Here is a 17,822-nt window from a genome sequence, read left to right as displayed (position 1 = left end):
ACGCGGCGGGGCCCGCACAACGCGAGTGCGCCGGCAAGACTCAATCAGCCGGTAAGACTGAATCAGGAGTAGAGCTTCTCCACAGCCTCTCGGTAGTCGGTCAACACTGCCGCTTTCTTCAGTTTCAGGGTGGGCGTGAGGTGGCCGGAATCGACGGTGAACTCGGTATCGAGAATGTCGAACTTCCGGATCTGTTCGGCACGTGACACCAGTTCGTTTGCAGCATCGACAGCCGTCTGCACTTCCGCTCGCAAGGCAGCAGACGACAAAACCCCACCCGACGACCCTGCCGACGACGCCCCACTAGCATCGGCCCCGTTCGCATTCACCCAGTTATCCAAAGCATCGCCATCGAGCGTCACCAGAGCAGCCACAAACGGCCGGTTGTCGCCCACAACCAGTGCGTGCGCCACCAGCGGGTGTTCCCGGAGTTTCTCCTCCAGCGGCGCCGGCGCAACGTTCTTCCCGCCGGCCGTCACCAGAAGGTCCTTCTTTCGGCCGGTGATCCGCAGGAAACCGTCCTCGTCCAGTGATCCAAGGTCACCGGTACGGAAGAACCCGTCCTCAGTGAATGACTCTTCATTGGCGACATCATTGTTGTGATACCCCTTGAACACCCCGACGCCGTTGACTTGTATCTCGCCCTCGTCATCGACACGGATGGTGGTCCCGGGCATCGGAATGCCCACAGAACCGACCCGCGTCAACGACACCGTGTTCGCTGTACAGGGAGCCGTGCTCTCGGTCAGACCGTAGCCCTCCAACACGTTGATCCCGGCACCACGGAAGAAGTGCGTGAGATGCTCGCTGAGCGGCGAAGCGCCCGACACCGTATGCACCACCTCACCACCGAAAACTCCCCGCAGCTTTGGGTACAGCACCCGGTCAAACAGGGCATGACGGGCCCGCAACAGCAGCGACGGACCGCTTCCACCCCGCGCCGCAGCATCCAGAGCCTTCGAGTATGCAACCGCAGTGGCATCCGCTGCCCGGAAAATCCTGCCCTTCCCGGCCGCCTCAGCCTTCTGCGAAGCGGTGCTGTAGATCTTCTCGAAGATGCGCGGCACCACCAGCAGGAACGTGGGCTTGTACGCAGCGAGATCGTCAAGCAGTTCGGCGGCATTGGACGTGTGGCCAAGCTTCACGCCGGCACCAAGACAGACCAGCTGAACCGCACGCGCCAGCACATGGGCCAACGGCAGGAACATCAGGGTCCGCGCATTTTCCTGCTTGAGCAGCTCCGGCAGGAACTCGATGGTGTTCACAGCAAACAGTGCAAAGTTGCCGTGCGTGATCTCGCACCCCTTGGGATGCCCGGTAGTACCCGACGTGTACACCAGCGACGCCACATCCTCGAGCACCCGGCTGCTCCGCGCAGACTCGAGCACCTCGTCGCTGACGGACTGCCCGTCAGACGCCAACGATGCAAAGGAGGCAGCGCCGTCGTCATAATTCATCAGCACGAGCTGCGCTTCCGGCGCAGCCTCGCGTACCACCCCCGCTTTTTCCTCGTTCTCAACGAGCACGACGACGGCAGCAGAGTCCTTCAGAATGAAACTCACCTGGTGCGCCGAGGAGGTCTCGTAAATGGGAACGGTGACGGCTCCGGCAAACCAGATGGCAAGATCAGCGAGGGTCCATTCATAGCGGGTCTTCGACATGACCGCCACCGAATCACCCGGTTGAACGCCGCGCGCCAGAAGCCCCTTTGCAAGCGCACGCACCTGTTCCAGGAAGGAGTCGGCACTGACGTCCTTCCAGATGCCATCCGTCTTCACCGCATACAGCGGAGCCTTCGGAGCGCGTTTGTGCTGGGTGATGAGGAGGTCGGTGACGTTGGACTCGGCCGGCAGATCGACCATGAGTTCGGTGGAGGATTCCCGCATGACGTGCAACTCGCTTTCCCTCGGTGGTGACTGGCGAACGGAGAACTGACGCCTGGACTGACAATCTATGCCGCGTCAGATCCAGCTCGGCATCCACATCCGCAGACGCCACTGGTTGTAGGGGATGGTTTCAGCCGTCCAGATGGGCAGGAAGAACGCGGATACCAGCACTGCGAGCACAACGAATCCCCCCACGAGCAGAATACCGTTCCGGCGCCGCCACGGCGGATCGCTGGCACGGCCCAGAATCAGCCCCAGCACATAGACCAGTGCCAGGACGAGGAACGGCTCAAACACGATCGCATAGAAGAAAAACATGGTGCGGTCCGGAAACAGGAACCACGGTAGATACCCGGCAGCGACACCGGCGAGGATGGCACCTGCCCGCCAGTCGCGCCGGCCAACCCAAAGTAAGAGCACCACCAGCAGCGACAGCGCAGCGCCCCACCAGATCAGCGGGTTGCCCACCACACTGACGGCCTGCGAACAGTCGGACGCACCGCACGTCAGCCCGTCCGATTGGTAGTGAAAGGACGTCGGCCGCCCCATCACCAGCCACGACCACGCCGTTGCCTCATACGGATGCTCAGAACTGAGCCCCTCATGGAATGTGTACGCGCTGCGGTGGTACTCGGCCAGCGAGCGCAGGGGAGCGGGGACCCAGTCCCACAGCGGGTCGGGATTGTCCGCCGCCCACTGCCGGTCATACGCATCGGAGGAGAGGAACCAGCCGGTCCACGTTGCCAGATAGGTCAGCAGCGCTACCGGCACAATTGAGACAAACGCCTGCAGACCATCACGGACGACGGCGCCACGCACCCAACGCCGAACCCCCACCGTGCGCCTGGCGGCCATATCCCACAGCACGGTCATCAGGCCGAACACCGCAATGTAGGGCAGCGCCGACCACTTGGTACCCAGCGCCAACCCCAACGCGACTCCAGCGGCAATCCGCCACGGACGCAATCCCAGCCACGGCCCGTACAGCAACTGCTCCCGCGTGGGTTGGCCACGCTCACGCGCCAGAGAGGCCATCAGCACCGCCAACCGGCGCCGCGCCCAGTTCCGGTCAAGCACCAGCAGCGCAAACGCAACCAGTACCCAGAACATGAGGAAAACATCCAGCAGCGATGTCCGTGAATGGACCAGATGATGCCCGTCGACCGCCAACAGCAACCCGGCAATACCGCCCAACACCACCGACCCGAATAGCCGCTGCGCCACCAGAGCCAGGACGAGGATGGACAGCGTACCGACCACCGCCGCCGTAAACCGCCAGCCAAACGGATTGGACGGCCCGAACAGCAGCATGCCGAACGCGATCATCCACTTGCCGACCGGCGGATGCACCACATAATCCGCCGTCTCCAGGATCACCCCGGGATTGCCGGCGTTGAAGGACTCGTCCGCCTCCTCCGGCCACTCGCGCTCATACCCGGACTGCAGGTAGGAGTAGGCGTCTTTGACGTAGTAGGTCTCGTCAAAGACCAGAGTGCCGGGCTCACCCAGCCGGACAAACCGCAGCACGCCACCGATCAGCGCCACCACCACTGGAATCAGCCAGCCCCACACGCCGAACGGAAGCTGCTCACCCAGCAGACGGCGCCGCAGCACCGGCTCGGAAAACGCCGTGCGCGCCGAAACGACCCACTGCCGCCCAGACCCCTCGGGGACGGCTGCGGCAGTGGTGGTTTGGCTCACGGAATCATCGTACCGAGCGGCTCTGACAGTTCCGGGACAGCTAGGCTGAACCAGTGACAGAACCTACGGACAAGACGGAACATTCCGACGACGACGCCCCGCTCCTTCCGGAAAACCTCACCTCCGAGGACCCGGGCTCCCGGACGCTGATCCCCGGAAACGGCAGCATTGTCCTGGCGGCCACACCGATCGGAAATATGGGCGACGCCACGTTCCGGCTGGTGTCGCTCCTTGAATCCGCCGATGTCATCGCCGCCGAAGACACCCGGCGCCTGCAGCGGCTCATCCGTTCCCTCGAGGTGAGCCCACGCGGCAGGACCCTGAGCTACCACGAGCACAACGAAGCCTCACGAACCCCCGAACTGCTGGACCTCGTTGACGCCGGTGCAACCCTCCTGCTCGTGACCGACGCCGGTATGCCCTCCGTCTCCGACCCCGGTTTCCGCCTCGTCGAAGCCGCCGCCGAACGGAACATCACGGTCACCGTTGCCCCCGGACCCTCCGCCGTCCTCACGGCACTCGCCCTCTCCGGCCTCCCCACCGACCGCTTCTGCTTCGAGGGGTTCCTGCCCCGCAAGACCGGCGAACGCGCCGCCCGCCTTGCCGACCTGCGCACCGAACGCCGCACCATGGTGTTCTTTGAAGCGCCCCACCGGCTCGAAGCGATGATCCGCGCACTGCACTCCGAATTCGGCGCGGACCGGCAGGCGTGCGTTACACGCGAACTCACCAAACGCTATGAAGAGGTGATCCGCGGACCGCTGCAGCACCTGCTCGAGTGGGTGGAAGGCAACGAGATCCGGGGGGAGATCGCCGTCGTCGTCGGCGGTGCACCGGAAGATGCGCCAACCGAACCGGAAGACCACGTCCACGCAGTCAACGAGCTGATGAGCCAGGGGCTTCGGCTCAAGGATGCCGTTGCCGCCGTTGCCGAAGACCGGCGGGTCAGCAAGCGGGAGCTGTACGCGGCAGTGGTGGCCGCGCGGACGTAACCTTCAACGGGAGGCGAGCTGCTGTGCAGTACAACAGCAGATCCGGGACTACGTGGTGCAGGTTTGTATGGACAGGGCCCAAAACGCAGGGCTAGCGTGAAGGCCAAGATGCAAGAACGGCTCCTGCACTCACCATCGTCGATCGTAAAGGCTTCCGGATGACTATCACCGCCCAGCGCGAACAAGAACTTCTGTCCTCGGTCCCCACCGGCCTGCTGATCGGCGGCGAATGGCGTGACGCCTTGAACGGCAAGACGTTCGACGTCGAAGATCCCGCCACCGGCAAGACCCTCCTCACCATCGCTGACGCAAGCCCCGAAGACGGCAAGGCCGCACTGGACGCCGCCGTCGCAGCACAGGACAGCTGGGCCGCAACAGCTCCCCGCGAACGCGGCGAAATCCTGCGCCGCGGCTTCGAACTCGTCACCGAACGCGCCGAGGACTTCGCACTCCTGATGACCCTGGAAATGGGCAAGCCCCTCGCCGAAGCCCGCGGTGAAGTGACCTACGGCGCCGAGTTCCTCCGCTGGTTCTCCGAGGAAGCCGTCCGCATGTCCGGCCGCTACTCCACAGCACCGGACGGCAAATCCCGCATCCTCGTCAACAAGAAGCCCGTAGGCCCGTGCCTGTTGATAACTCCGTGGAATTTCCCGCTGGCCATGGCAACGCGCAAGATCGCACCCGCAGTTGCCGCCGGCTGCACCATGGTGCTCAAGCCCGCCAACCTGACCCCGCTCACCTCGCTGCTGTTCGCCAAGGTGCTTGAAGAGGCCGGCCTGCCCAAGGGCGTGCTCAACATCGTGAGCACCACCAGCGCCGGTAAGGTCACCGGACCCCTCATCAAGGACAGCCGCCTGCGCAAGCTCTCCTTCACCGGTTCGACGCCGGTTGGCCGCCGATTGCTGGCCGACGCCTCCGAGAACGTCCTGCGCACCTCGATGGAGCTCGGCGGAAACGCACCGTTCCTGGTCTTTGAGGATGCTGACCTGGACAAGGCGGTCGAGGGCGCCATGGCCGCCAAACTCCGCAATATGGGCGAGGCGTGCACCGCAGCCAACCGGTTCATTGTGCACGAGTCCGTCGCGGCCGACTTCGCCGACAGGCTCGCCGCCCGCATGAAGGACGTCACCCCGGGCCGCGGAACCGAAGACAGCTCGAAGCTTGGCCCGCTGATCGATGGCAAGAGCCGCGACAACGTGCATTCCCTGGTGCAGGATGCGGTCGACGACGGCGCACAGGTCCTCTCCGGCGGCTCACCCATGGATGGTCCCGGCTACTTCTACCCGGCGACGGTGCTCACGGATGTACAGTCCTCCTCCCGCATCCTGCAGGAGGAGATCTTCGGTCCCGTTGCGCCGATTGTCACCTTCTCCACCGAAGACGACGCCGTTCGGCTGGCCAACAATACCGAATACGGACTCGTGGCGTACGTTTTCACCCGCGACCTCAACCGCGGGCTGCGGATGGGCGAGCGGTTGGACACCGGCATGCTCGGACTCAACGCAGGCGTCATCTCCAATGCAGCGGCTCCGTTCGGCGGCGTGAAGCAGTCGGGCCTGGGACGTGAAGGCGGCTACGAGGGCATCGAGGAATACCTCTACACGCAGTACGTGGGCATCGCGGACCCGACCGCGAGCTAGAGGCCCGCGGGCTAAACCGCTGCGGTTTCGGGTTCAGGCCCGGGCCGGATTGCCCACCTTCTGGCCTGTGAAGCCGCAGAACGACGGCGTGTCACCCCCGACACGCCGTCGGTGCGTTCAAAAGGTGGGCAGGACGGCCCGCGACTCAGCGCGAAGCGGCAGCGACAGCAGCAACAACCTCTTCGCTCCGCTGCGCCCCGAACGGCTGCGACAGCGAGCGGGGCCAGAACCGGGCCCGCAGCCGTGCCGCAGGAGTCGCAGATTCGTGCAGCGCGTCGGTGACGGCCTGCACGTCATCCCAACTGTTCGCCGTCCGTGGCTGTGCACCGGAGACGGCAAACTCCGCATACTCCTCTTCCTCATAGGCGCGCCGCAGCCGGGCCAGCGCTGCCGCCGGACCCTCATCGAATCCCGCCCGCAACCGTTGCTCGAACGTCCGCGGTGTGTCGGTGGGCAGGGGAGGGACTCCGTAATCGGCGGCCAGCTCCACAGTTTCCGCCCACGCCACTGTTGCTGACCCCACTCCTTCGGTGTTGGCAGTGACAGAACGACGACGGCGCCGGGTCCGCATCCGCCGCAAGGCCATCGGCGTCAACGCCAGCAGCACGAGCACTCCACCGAGGATCACCCCGAGAGCGGAACTGCGCTCGGCACTCTCCCGCACCGCCTGCGGCGACTCCTCCTCCAAAGCCTGCGGGGACGGAGTCGCAGTGGACGGCGTCCCCGGCAGAGCGTTCGGGTTCAGGTTGCCTTCGTTCGGTACGGGACCGGTAGGCACCACGGTCGAGAACGCGTACTCGGGCACCGAACCGCGGGACGGAGTGGGCTCAAACCGCACCCAGCCGACACCCTCGAAATACAGCTCCGGCCAGGCATGCGCATCCTTGGAGTTGACCGAAAACTCGACAAACCGTTCGTCGTTGGGTCCACGCGAAACGTCGCCGGTGGGCGTTCCGGGCGAGTACCCCACGGCCACCCGGCTCGGGATCCCTGCCTGCCGGGCCATCACTGCCATGGTTCCGGCATAGTGCACGCAGTACCCGGATTTCGACTCGAGGAAACGCGCCATTACATCCAGGCTGTTGCCGTCATACCCGCCGTCCACCGGCGCATCCACCGAGTACACAAAGGACGGTCCGCGCAGGAACTGCTGGATGGCGATCGCCTGGTCATACGGGTTGCTGATGCCATCCACTACCGCTGCCGTGGTCTCGCCGATGATGCCGGGCATTGAATCGGGAAGCGCGAGGAACTGCTCGGGTACAGACTGGGGATCAGCCGGCGGGATGGCCTGGAGCCGCTCGCGAGTCAGCACCGGCTCGGCACTGCGGATCAGGTATTCCTGCTGCGCCGTTGAGCCGCCGTCAATTGCAAGGATGCTGAGGTTCGCCGGATCATAGGCCCACCGCCCATTGAGGCCCTCGACGGACACCGGGGCATACGGCGCCAACAGCCACGGGCTGGTGAAGCTGTCCGTACTGACCCGCGTGAGCGTGGTCGCCGCAAAAGGCTGGTTCTCGGAGAACAGTTCGTCCACACCGGCCACCCGCTGGCCCAGACGCTGATCAGGCTCCCACCGCTGACCGCTGAAATCCTCCAGCGTGACCGACCTCAGATACAGCGGGTCGTCCGACGTAGTGGAGTACTCGATCCGCCCGAACCCATTGGGATTGCGCAGGTCATTGCCGAGCGTGACAATCGGATTCAGCCCCGTCGCCGCACCCCACAGGTTCACCCGCGCGCCCTGTGGAAACGCCCCCGAGTTGAAGCCGGGAATGGCCAGCGGAAGCACGACGGCGATGCCCAGTGCCAGCGCCCCGATTGTCACTCCCCGGGTCAGGTGGGCGCCTGACAACTCGCCCGACGACGCCGATTCCCACTGCGATTCACGCCAGTGCGCACAGCCCAGGAGCAGCAGGAACCCTGCCACTGCAGCAATGAACGCCGGCACGCCAACGCTGTTGATACGTACGACGGCGGGAACCACCAGCACTGCCAGCAGCGCCAGTCCGGCGGTGGCCGGCATACGCAACGATGTGGCGAGGGTGTCCACGAGGACGGCAATGAGCCCCATGCCGGCACAGACCACCAGGAAGAGCCCGGCCGTTGGTAACACCGGCGCCACCTGGGACACCACGGTGTTCTCGGCGTGCCCCAGCAGGATGGTCAGCCGGCCAACGAACCCGTCACCCGGAAAAAAGCCAAAGGTGCTCTGTGACGGGAAGAACTGCCAGATCAACGAACCCGCCAGGGCAAGGATGCCCACCAGGGGAGCGAAATAGGAGGGAAGACGCGAAACACGGGTCAGCGCCATGAAGAACAGCACCGTTCCCACCGTCACCAGGACGGGCGTGAACCAGGTCCAGCCGAAGATCACCCCGGACAGGCTCGTGGACGTCAGCATCACAGCCCCGAACGACGCCGCCGTAACCAGCAGGTGCCAATGGCTCCGACGGGTAGCGGCCGGCCGGTTCGGAAGAACACGTTGTGCCTGTCCGTCGGCTGGAGGCCGGAAGAGAGTGGCGGTCATGAGGAAGCTCCTGAGCGGAGAGTAGTTTTCGCTGTAGAGGAAGTGACAGTGGCGGGCGGTGTGTCCAGGTGCGCCCAGGCGGTAGCGACGGACGCGTTCGGCGTCACAGCCACCACGTGCCAGCCGGCACTGCGGAGGATGTCCATGACCGAGTGGAGGTCCCGTGGGCGCTCGCTGACCAGGATGGCGAGGGACTGCGAGCCGTACTCGGCTGCCTGGCCCACATCACGTGCCTCATCCTCGGTAATTGCACCGAGGAGGGCAATCAGGGGCCCCCGGTTCTTCAGCCCCGCAAGCTTGTCCAGCATCGGATCGCCAAACGGCACAGCAGAGGACCGGTCAGCGACGGACCGCGCAGCAACCGACCGCGCAGAAACAGACCGGGCCGAAACAGATCTCGCAGAAACCGACCGGTCAGCAACCGACCGCCGCTTCTGCGACGACGTGGACCGCTTCGCAGGATCCGGCAACAGCTCCAGCGCGGCCAACCCCTGCGCGATTCCATGCAGCCCGGCCGGCCCGGAGAACTCCTCATCTCCGGGCCACGGCGCTGACACCGATCGCTGCAGAGCCGGCGCACCCGTCTCGTCGACAAACCGCAGCGCGTAGCTGCGCTCGAGCAGGTGCGCTGAAATGGAGACAGCAGCAACCACCGCCCACTCGAACGTGGGTGAGGACAGCATGCTGGAATCGGTGTCCGGATCCCCACCGAACGCAGACAGGAAACCGGACCCGTAACTGGCCTGCCGCTGATCGAGGATAAGGGTGGCCTCGGGCGTGGTGACGGATTCTTCCTGCCGCACCATGAGTTCGTTGTGCCGGGCCGTCGCCGCCCAGTGCACCCGGCGCATGGGATCGCCGTGGCGGTATTCGCGGGTCATGACGTCGTCGTCGCTGGGGTTGGCGTTCCGGCGGGTCACGGCATTGCCGTCCGTCCCACGGACACCGGTCAGCGGAGAATGGGGCAGATCGAGCGGGCTCGGCGTGACCACCAGCCGGTCGGTTCCACCGAGGGTGTGGCGGGAGATGCCCAGACCAAAGGGGTCGGTGAAGCCGGCGGTGACAGGGCCGACGTCGTACACTCCACGCGCGGCCGAGCGCAGCCGGTACTCATACAGGCTCACACCGCTGGGTGTGGGGTGGCGGGCGGGGAAGTGGAATTCGGGGGCGTCGCCGAAGCGCTGCGGCAGTTGTTCGCGCATGACCACCGAACCGCCCAACGGTCCGTCGGAGGCAACTGACAGCGTCACCGTGGTGGTGAATCCCGTTTCCATGCTCTGCGGTGCAAAGGTCCGGTGCACGGTGAACCGCGGCTTGACGAGGTGAAGCACCAGCACGGACGCCAGCGGCAGGAGAACCAGGAGGATGCCTAAGTACAGCAGGTCCCGCCGGCCGAGGAACTGGGCAAAGAGGAGCGACAGCACACCGGCCGCAGCCAGGCCCCAACCGCGGGCCGTCAGGACCCGGGGCAGCCGCTCGACCAGGGACATGGTCCTAGCCGTTTCGGGAGGAGGCGCTCGCAGCGTCACGTGCCACCGGCACGCGGGCGAGGATGCCGGCAATGATTGACGACGGCGTCTCACCGGAGCTGAGTGCCTTACGGTCCAGGATGAGCCGGTGTGCCAGAACGGCTTCGGCGACGGCAGCGACGTCGTCGGGCAGAACGAAGTCCCGGCCCTCCAGTGCTGCACCGGCCTTCGCCGCCCGCAGCAGCTGCAGCAGGCCACGCGGACTGGCGCCGAGGCGGAGCTGGGCGTGCTGGCGGGTGGCATGGCCAATCCCGACCGTGTATTCCTTCACCGCAGGGGAGACGTACACCTGCCGGACCTGGCGGATCATCGCCGCAACGTCCTCAACACCGGCAACCGGCTGGATGGACCGCAGCGGCGAGACGGACTGGTGGGTCTCCAGCATGTCCATCTCGGAGCTCATGTCCGGGTAGCCCATGGAGATGCGGGCCATGAAGCGGTCGCGCTGGGCTTCGGGCAGGGGATAGGTGCCCTCCATTTCGATCGGGTTCTGCGTGGCGATGACCATGAACGGCTCGGCCAGCCGGTGGGTGGAGCCATCCACCGTGACCTGGTGTTCCTCCATACATTCGAGCAGGGAGGACTGCGTCTTGGCGGACGCCCGGTTGATCTCATCCCCGATCACGATGTTCGCGAACACCGGCCCACGCCGGAACTCGAACCGGTGGGAATCCTGGTTGTAGATGGATACGCCGGTCACGTCCGAGGGCAGCAGGTCCGGAGTGAACTGGATGCGGTTGACGCTGCAGTCGATGGTGCGTGCCAGGGTCTTGGCCAGCATGGTCTTGCCGACGCCCGGCACGTCCTCCAACAGCAGATGTCCCTCGGCGAGCAGCACGGTCAAAGCCAACCGGGCGGCGTCGGGCTTGCCGTCAATCACGGTGTTGATGGACTGCAGGATGCGCGTGCTGGTGTCATGGAACGTCTCGCCCGTCATCGGCGGGCGGGCGGCCTCCGCACTTGTTCCTGTGGAAGCGCTGGGCGCCGTGCCGTTCGGAGTGGCGTACTGGTTGTGGGCGTCCATCGATACCTTCCGTCAGACGCTGCCGGGAACGTAGGCACCACCTCAGTGTGGAGATACGTCAGTGAAACACGTGCGGGGCAACGGTTGCTAACTAGCTCAAGACTACTAGGACAACTGGGGTTCGTGGCGGAAAGTTCCTTTGATCAGGAGGAAGCACAGGAGCTCCGCTGGGTTTTGCAAGGAAAGTCTAGGGTTGGACCATGTGCACCAGTTCGATCCCCGTTCAGTACCGCCCTGTTGAGACGCCTGTTGAGACCTCAGCGGAAGATTCTTCCAGCAGGTCACGTGCTCCCGAGGCGGGCGGCCGCAGCCGGAAACTCGACTATCCGCCGGCACCGGAGCCACTTCCGTTCCCGGTGATGGACAACCACACGCACCTTGATTTCCGTGACGGGCAGGTTGCCGTCAGCGCGACGGACGCCATGGACGCGGCGGAGGCCGTCGGCGTCGGTTTCGCGGTGCAGGTGGGCACGGATGTGGAGTCCTCCCGCTTCACCGTCGACGCCGTTAGCCGTGATTCCCGCCTGCTGGGCGCCGTGGCGATCCACCCCAATGAAGCACCCGTCCTTGCACAGGCAGGCACGCTTGAGGATGCGCTCGCCGAGATCGAACACCTCGCTCAGCATCCCCGCATCCGGGCGATCGGCGAGACCGGGCTGGACTACTTCCGCACCGGTGAGGACGGCCGCGAACGGCAGGAGTACTCCTTCCGCCGACACCTGGACATTGCCCGCCGGCTTGACCTCGCCCTGCAGATCCATGACCGGGACGCGCACGACGACGTCGTGAAGGTCCTGCGCTCGGAGGAACCTCCCGCGCGGGTCGTCTTCCACTGCTTCTCCGGCGACGCCGACCTGGCGCGGATCTGCAATGACAACGGCTGGTTCATGTCCTTTTCCGGCACGGTCACCTTCAAGAACTCCCGCGGTTTGCGGGAAGCGCTGGACGTGGCGGATCCCTCGCTGATCCTCACCGAAACCGATGCGCCGTTCCTCACTCCGCATCCGTTCCGGGGCCAGCCGAACGCTAGCTACGCCGTTGCCTACACGGTGCGGTTCATGGCCGAACATCTGGGGACCGACCTCGAGGAGCTGTGCCGGACCATCAACGCGAACACCCGCCGCGCGTACGGTGAGTGGGAGTGAGATCCCAAACCCATCGATGATGTCGATGCCCGCTGAACGCGAGATGATGGTTGAGAACCTTCTTCGCACGGGCACGTCCATTGCACGGCCGAAGAAGCACTAAGTCGAGTTATTTCGGGGTCTGTTGGAGTCCTCAGAGGTAGAAAGAGGAACCCATGACAAACACATCCACCCTCTCGGAGGCGATACGCCCTGCCACCATCGCTGAGCAGGCGCGCAGGCGGCGGACGTTCGCTGTCATCTCCCACCCGGATGCGGGAAAATCCACGCTGACCGAAGCGCTGGCCCTGTACGCGAGCGCCATCCAGGACGCCGGGGTCACCCACGGCAAGTCCAGCCGACACGGCACGGTCTCGGACTGGATGGGCATGGAGCGCGAGCGCGGCATCTCCATCAGCTCGGCGGCACTTCAGCTCGAGTATCGCGATACCGTGCTGAACCTGGTGGACACTCCCGGCCACGCTGATTTCTCCGAGGATACGTACCGGGTGCTGGCCGCAGTCGATTGCGCCGTGATGCTGATCGACGCCGCCAAGGGCTTCGAGCCGCAGACCGTGAAGCTGCTCGAAGTCTGCAAGCAGCGTGGGCTTCCCATTGTGACGGTGGTTAACAAGTGGGACCGGCCCGGCCTGGACGCGCTGGGGCTGATTGACCAGATCGGCGAGCGCACCGACATGGTTCCGGTTCCGTTGACCTGGCCCGCAGGCATTGCTGGCGAATTTGAGGGACTGCTCGACGTGCGCACCGCCAGCTCGATCGCACTGGAAGCAGTCGAGGGAGGCGCACAGCCGGCACGGGAAACAACCATCGATCCCGCCGACCTCGATCCCCACGCCGCACAGGTGTGGGACGTCGCAAGCGAAGAGTTGGGCCTGGTGGCGTCCTCCAACGGAGACTTCGACGCTGAAGCGTTTGCCGCAGCTCAGCAGACTCCGGTCCTGTTCGCTGCGGCCGCCCGGAACTTCGGCGTGCGCCAGCTGGTGGACCTGCTGGTGGACCTGGGGTCAGCACCAACGCCCCGGGTTACTGCGGATGGTGCCCACCGCCCTCTGGAAGGCGGGTTTTCCGGCTTCGTGTTCAAGGTCCAGGCCGGCGCCAACACCGCCCACCGTGACCACATCGCCTATCTCAGAATCTGCTCCGGCGTGTTCGAGCGGGGGATGGTCATCACCAATTCCCGGACCGGCAGGCCCTTCGCCACCAAGTATGCGCACCGCGTTCTGGGGCGGGAGCGTGAAGCAGTGGAGCAGGCCTGGCCGGGAGACGTCGTCGGGCTGGTGAACGCGACGAGCCTCCGGGTAGGGGACAGCCTCTACCAGGATGAGCCGGTGACCTTCCCGGAGATCCCGCACTTCTCGCCCGAACTGTTTGTCACCGTGCGCGCCAAAGACCCCGGACGGTACAAGCAGTTCCGGCGCGGCATTGAGCAGCTCGATCATGAGGGCGTCATCCAGGTGCTGCGCTCTGAGCTGCGCGGTGACCAGGCGCCGGTGCTGGCCGCCGTCGGGCAGCTCCAGTTCGAGGTGGCAGAACAGCGCATGCGTACCGAGTTCAACGCGCCGGTTGCCCTGGAGCAGCTGTCCTATACCCTGGCCCGCCGCATCCCGGCTGCACCGAGTTCCCTTCCCGATTCCTTCCGGGGCGGGGAGATCCTGCGGCGATCGGACGGCGAATGCATCGCCATCTTCGGTGACCGGTGGAAACTGGGCCACTTCGCCGATGCCTTCCCCGATGTCACACTTGAGCTGATTGGGGCTTAGCTGAGCCGAGGGAGCCAGCACGCCGTCGAGATCCGGCCATGCCGCGTGGATGGCCCGAGCCCAGGCACGGGTGCGCTCCTTCTCCTGAAGGGCAACCTGTGCGGAGCCTCCGGCGCGTATCAGCCACGGGCCGGTGAGGTCGGCCAAGCTCACATCGACCGTGGTGCGGATTGCCGTGACATAGGGGGCGTGCCGATCGACATCGACGAAGCGGGTGAGTTGGAATACCTCGCCGAGGCAGGTGTCCACCCTTTCGCCCAGATACGCGGCGCCGAGAGGTGCGTGATCCTGAGCGGGCTCGGGATGCGGGTCCCAGCGTGAGCTGGGTACGGGCCCCCACGTGCGGAGGCCATTCCACGCTTTGGGGTGTGGGGAGCTTGTGAAGTGGACTCTCCAGAGCACCGACCCTTGACTGAGCAGGTGGGTGTCACAGCCGATGCGGCGAAGTTCGGCAACACTTGGCGGGTACTGACCCGGCATTAGCGCCCGGCCGCCAGGTCCTCCGCCAGTCCGACCACATGATCGACTGATCCGCCTCCGAGAAGCCATTCACGGGGGGGACACGGCTGCGCCCTCCAGCATTAGGTCTGGTTGCGGTGTGGTGAAGAACCCGGCCACAGATTGCGGATGCATATCTTCCGGCAGGACTGCCAGTACCCGGCCAATGGACGGCAGCGCCGCATGGTTGGTGAACTGCCAGAGCGGAAACCGCAGCCTGCCACCCATGGTGCAGGCGTGCAGCTTCTTCTCACGCCGATAGTGCCGAACCGTGGATGCGTCGACCTGGAGGCGCTGCGCCACCTCCTCGGCTGTCAGAGCATCAGCCTCAAGGCGCACCTGCGCAACGACATTCCCGACCGATGCCTCCGCTGATGCCGTACGGTTCGCAATTCCCGAGTGCCTCTCCCAGAAGGCCCTGTCGTGGGCGGGTAGATCGACCGTTGCCGCGGGGCGCTGCATCAGTTCAAGGGCGGCCACCAAATCTTCTTCACTGAAGGACGGCCAACAGGGCCGGTAGAAGTCCCGGCCCGGAGCTTGCCCTATTATCACGGTTGGATTACGGTGAACTCTTATTAGCCGGGGTCGGGGAAGGCTTTCGGACTGATGCCGTCCGCTGTGGACGGGTTCCTTGTGTATTACCGCTGGCGTTGAGCCGCGCCTGAATGAGGCATGTCAGGTGTGCTCAGCTCAACGTCAGAGGTGCGCTTGAGGCGCCCTCCGCCGTCGTTCATTTGCCTGTGCACTCTGTGCTGCCGCTTTTATTGGGCCGGCTGCAGAGCGCCCTCTCCCCGTGCCCGGATACTGCGGGGAATGTGGGACGTTGTGGCAAAAAGAGTGGCGAAGCGAGTAGCCAGGCGGAATGCAAAGGCCTGGGCTGTCCTGACCGGACAGGGCGTGGTCATGCTGTCTCTGGTGGTTGGACTGGTGGCCTTCGTGGGCAACGGCAAGAGCGTGCAGGTGGTGGTTGACGGGCAGGCACAGACCGTCCAGACCTTCGGCGGCACCGTGGCCGAGGTCCTGCGGACCGCGGAGGTGACCGTCACCGCGAACGACGATGTGTACCCGGCTCTTGCAACCCCGGTTGACGACGGCGCTGCCATCCAGGTCAACAAGGCCACCGCCGTGGACGTCCGGCTCAACGGAGCCGAAACAATTGTCCACACCACGGGAGAGACCGTGGGCGAGCTCGTCAATGATCTCGGCGTGGCCAGCGACTCGGACATCTCCGCACCGGCCGAAACCAGGCTGGTCACCCTCAGCTCCACCCTCAGCATTTCGACGCCGAAGAACGTCACCCTCGCTGTTGACGGCAAGAGCACCCGCATCGAAACCACCATGAACACCGTGGCGGACCTTCTCGCAGAAGCGAAGGTCACGCTCGGCAAGGAAGACCGCGTCTCGGTTCCGGTGAACAGCTCGCTGGTCACCGGCATGGGGCTCAAGGTCACCCGAGTTGAGACCGGCAAGAAGATCACCGAGACCGAGACGATCGACTTCACCTCCACCGAAAAGGAAACCGAGGAGCTGCTCGTCGGCGAACGCGAAGTGGTCCAGGCCGGGGTTGCAGGCGAGCGCACCCGCGTCTTCACCGTGACCGTCATTGACGGCAAGGAGAGTAAGAGGGAGAACGTGAGCGATAAGGTCACCCGCGAGCCCGTCGAGGAAATTATCGCCGTCGGCACCCGGGAGGAAGAGCCGGAGCCGACGCCCGAGCCGGAAGAGGATAAGGCGCCTGAGGCCGAAGTTGAGGCTGCAGCCGAGGCCGCCGCTCCGGCGGAGATCGAAACGCCCGCACACGCTCCGGCAGCAGTGGTATCCGGCGGCGCCGCTTGGGATGCCCTCGCCGAGTGCGAGTCCGGTGGCAACTGGTCCATCAACACCGGCAACGGTTACTACGGCGGCCTGCAGTTCAGCCAGTCCAGCTGGCTTGGTGCCGGCGGCGGCCAGTACGCACCGCTGCCGCACCAGGCATCGCGCGCCGAGCAGATCGCTACTGCCGAGGTGCTCAAGCAGAACGGCGGCTGGGGCCACTGGCCTTCCTGCTCTTCGAAGCTCGGCCTGCGGTAAGCGACTCCTTCCGCGGCTTTCCCAGCGCCCCTGCCAGTATCGGTAGGGGCGCTGCTGCGTTCCGGGCCGTGCCGGTTCCGGTCTGCCGTCCGGTCCCGGCCTCCGGCGCAGGTCCCGTTACGATGTCTAGGTGAATGACAAGGCGAGCTCATCCCCGGCACAGGCCCTGCTGGGCGCGAGCGAAATCCGCCGACTGGCCGAGGAACTGGGGATCCGTCCCACCAAGACGCTCGGCCAGAACTTTGTCATTGACGGCAACACCATCCGCAGGATCGTTTCGGTTGCCGCCGTTGATCCCGCGGAAACGGTGCTCGAGGTTGGCCCCGGGCTCGGTTCACTGACCCTTGGTCTGCTGGACGCCGCGCATCGCGTGGTGGCCGTGGAGATTGATCCGGTCCTGGCTGCACGCCTGCCGCAGACCATCACGCGGTGGCGCCCGGAACGGGCCACGTTCTGCGACGTGGTGGAGGGCGATGCCATGCGCATCACCGAACTACCCGCCGAACCCACCGCCCTGGTGGCCAACCTTCCCTACAACGTGGCCGTCCCCGTGGTGCTGCATCTGCTGGCACATTTCCCGTCGCTGCGCCATGGACTGGTGATGGTTCAGGACGAGGTGGCCGACCGCCTCGCCGCCCCGCCCGGCTCCAAGGTCTACGGCGTGCCGTCGGTGAAGGCCCAGTGGTACGGCAAGATGCGCAAAGCCGGAGTGATCGGCATGAACGTCTTCTGGCCTGCGCCGAAGATCGCCTCCGGGCTGGTTGCGTTCGAACGGCATGAACAGCCCCAAACCACAGCCTCCCGCGAAGAGGTGTTCGCCGTCATCGACGCCGCTTTCGCACAGCGACGCAAGACTCTCCGTGCCGCCCTGGCCAGTTGGGCCGGCAGCGGCGTGCTTGCGGGTGAGGCGTTGGCCCGGGCCGGCGTGGACCCCTCCGCTCGCGGTGAAGTGCTCGACATTCACGCGTTTGCCCGCATCGCTGAGGCGAAGCAGCCTCCGCTCGTCTAGCGACGGTCCTGCGGGTCCCGGTCCAGACCCTCCGCTAG

12 protein-coding genes and 1 pseudogene are annotated in these 17,822 nt (G+C 65.3%); 6 read left to right on the top strand and 7 right to left on the bottom strand.

All coding sequences use genetic code 11. From position 1 onward, the window contains the following. Nucleotides 1–62: 62 nt before the first annotated feature. Nucleotides 63–1,886, bottom strand: a complete 1,824-nt coding sequence (locus ABFX19_RS12270) for an AMP-dependent synthetase/ligase (RefSeq protein ID WP_346028446.1) — start codon at nt 1,884–1,886, stop codon at nt 63–65. Between the two features lie 75 nt (nt 1,887–1,961). Beyond that, nucleotides 1,962–3,587 (bottom strand): dolichyl-phosphate-mannose--protein mannosyltransferase, encoded by a 1,626-nt coding sequence (locus tag ABFX19_RS12265; RefSeq protein WP_428831037.1) that lies wholly within the window; start codon nt 3,585–3,587, stop codon nt 1,962–1,964. Nucleotides 3,588–3,733: 146 nt separating this feature from the next. On the opposite strand from ABFX19_RS12265, the gene rsmI reads away from it, so the two are divergent. Then, complete coding sequence (gene rsmI / locus ABFX19_RS12260) at nt 3,734–4,579, top strand: 16S rRNA (cytidine(1402)-2'-O)-methyltransferase (protein ID WP_277359076.1); 846 nt, start codon at nt 3,734–3,736, stop codon at nt 4,577–4,579. Between the two features lie 158 nt (nt 4,580–4,737). Then, nucleotides 4,738–6,219: an NAD-dependent succinate-semialdehyde dehydrogenase gene (locus ABFX19_RS12255; RefSeq protein ID WP_346028445.1), complete on the top strand. Its 1,482-nt coding sequence runs from the start codon at nt 4,738–4,740 to the stop codon at nt 6,217–6,219. Nucleotides 6,220–6,364: 145 nt separating this feature from the next. Here ABFX19_RS12255 and ABFX19_RS12250 read toward each other — a convergent pair whose 3' ends face one another. Genes ABFX19_RS12250 through ABFX19_RS12240 form a run of 3 tightly spaced genes read right to left on the bottom strand, consistent with a single transcriptional unit; the run spans nt 6,365 to nt 11,302 of the window. Next, nucleotides 6,365–8,749 (bottom strand): transglutaminase TgpA family protein, encoded by a 2,385-nt coding sequence (locus ABFX19_RS12250; RefSeq protein ID WP_346028444.1) that lies wholly within the window; start codon nt 8,747–8,749, stop codon nt 6,365–6,367. Further along, the gene (locus tag ABFX19_RS12245; protein WP_346028443.1) at nt 8,746–10,239 is read right to left on the bottom strand and encodes a DUF58 domain-containing protein; all 1,494 of its coding nucleotides are present in this window, start codon (nt 10,237–10,239) and stop codon (nt 8,746–8,748) included. Before ABFX19_RS12245 ends, ABFX19_RS12250 begins: the two co-directional genes overlap by 4 nt. Before the next feature lie 4 nt (nt 10,240–10,243). Continuing rightward, nucleotides 10,244–11,302 (bottom strand): AAA family ATPase, encoded by a 1,059-nt coding sequence (locus ABFX19_RS12240; RefSeq protein ID WP_277359063.1) that lies wholly within the window; start codon nt 11,300–11,302, stop codon nt 10,244–10,246. Between the two features lie 200 nt (nt 11,303–11,502). On the opposite strand from ABFX19_RS12240, the gene ABFX19_RS12235 reads away from it, so the two are divergent. Next, complete coding sequence (locus ABFX19_RS12235; RefSeq protein ID WP_346028442.1) at nt 11,503–12,447, top strand: TatD family hydrolase; 945 nt, start codon at nt 11,503–11,505, stop codon at nt 12,445–12,447. Between the two features lie 155 nt (nt 12,448–12,602). Then, nucleotides 12,603–14,207: a peptide chain release factor 3 gene (locus ABFX19_RS12230; protein ID WP_346028441.1), complete on the top strand. Its 1,605-nt coding sequence runs from the start codon at nt 12,603–12,605 to the stop codon at nt 14,205–14,207. A 48-nt stretch (nt 14,208–14,255) separates the two neighbouring features. On the opposite strand, the pseudogene ABFX19_RS16095 reads toward ABFX19_RS12230, so the two are convergent. Further along, nucleotides 14,256–14,687: pseudogene (locus ABFX19_RS16095) on the bottom strand (RES domain-containing protein); the annotation flags it as partial. Between the two features lie 69 nt (nt 14,688–14,756). Beyond that, complete coding sequence (locus tag ABFX19_RS12225) at nt 14,757–15,185, bottom strand: helix-turn-helix domain-containing protein (RefSeq protein ID WP_346028440.1); 429 nt, start codon at nt 15,183–15,185, stop codon at nt 14,757–14,759. A gap of 333 nt (nt 15,186–15,518) precedes the next feature. Here ABFX19_RS12225 and ABFX19_RS12220 point away from each other — a divergent pair, with 333 nt between their 5' ends. Further along, nucleotides 15,519–16,775, top strand: a complete 1,257-nt coding sequence (locus ABFX19_RS12220; protein ID WP_346028439.1) for a resuscitation-promoting factor — start codon at nt 15,519–15,521, stop codon at nt 16,773–16,775. 130 nt (nt 16,776–16,905) lie between these two features. Further along, nucleotides 16,906–17,784 carry a 16S rRNA (adenine(1518)-N(6)/adenine(1519)-N(6))-dimethyltransferase RsmA gene (gene rsmA / locus ABFX19_RS12215; protein WP_346028438.1) on the top strand — a complete coding sequence of 293 codons (879 nt, stop codon included), beginning with the start codon at nt 16,906–16,908 and terminating at the stop codon, nt 17,782–17,784. The last annotated feature ends 38 nt before the right edge of the window (nt 17,785–17,822 follow it).

The organism is Arthrobacter parietis, from assembly GCF_039530425.1.
Lineage (GTDB): Bacteria > Actinomycetota > Actinomycetes > Actinomycetales > Micrococcaceae > Arthrobacter_D > Arthrobacter_D parietis.
Note: the sequence above shows the minus strand (reverse complement) of the source record. Positions and strands in the feature narration are given on the sequence as shown.

Excerpts from the sequence above, each read along its gene's own strand:
- ABFX19_RS12270 (WP_346028446.1), bottom strand. The coding sequence starts at position 1,886 with ATGCGGGAATCCTCCACCGAACTCATGGTCGATCTGCCGGCCGAGTCC.
- ABFX19_RS12235 (WP_346028442.1), top strand. The coding sequence starts at position 11,503 with ATGTGCACCAGTTCGATCCCCGTTCAGTACCGCCCTGTTGAGACGCCT.
- ABFX19_RS12240 (WP_277359063.1), bottom strand. The coding sequence starts at position 11,302 with ATGGACGCCCACAACCAGTACGCCACTCCGAACGGCACGGCGCCCAGC.
- ABFX19_RS12250 (WP_346028444.1), bottom strand. The coding sequence starts at position 8,749 with ATGACCGCCACTCTCTTCCGGCCTCCAGCCGACGGACAGGCACAACGT.
- ABFX19_RS12245 (WP_346028443.1), bottom strand. The coding sequence starts at position 10,239 with ATGTCCCTGGTCGAGCGGCTGCCCCGGGTCCTGACGGCCCGCGGTTGG.
- ABFX19_RS12220 (WP_346028439.1), top strand. The coding sequence starts at position 15,519 with ATGTGGGACGTTGTGGCAAAAAGAGTGGCGAAGCGAGTAGCCAGGCGG.
- ABFX19_RS12230 (WP_346028441.1), top strand. The coding sequence starts at position 12,603 with ATGACAAACACATCCACCCTCTCGGAGGCGATACGCCCTGCCACCATC.
- ABFX19_RS12255 (WP_346028445.1), top strand. The coding sequence starts at position 4,738 with ATGACTATCACCGCCCAGCGCGAACAAGAACTTCTGTCCTCGGTCCCC.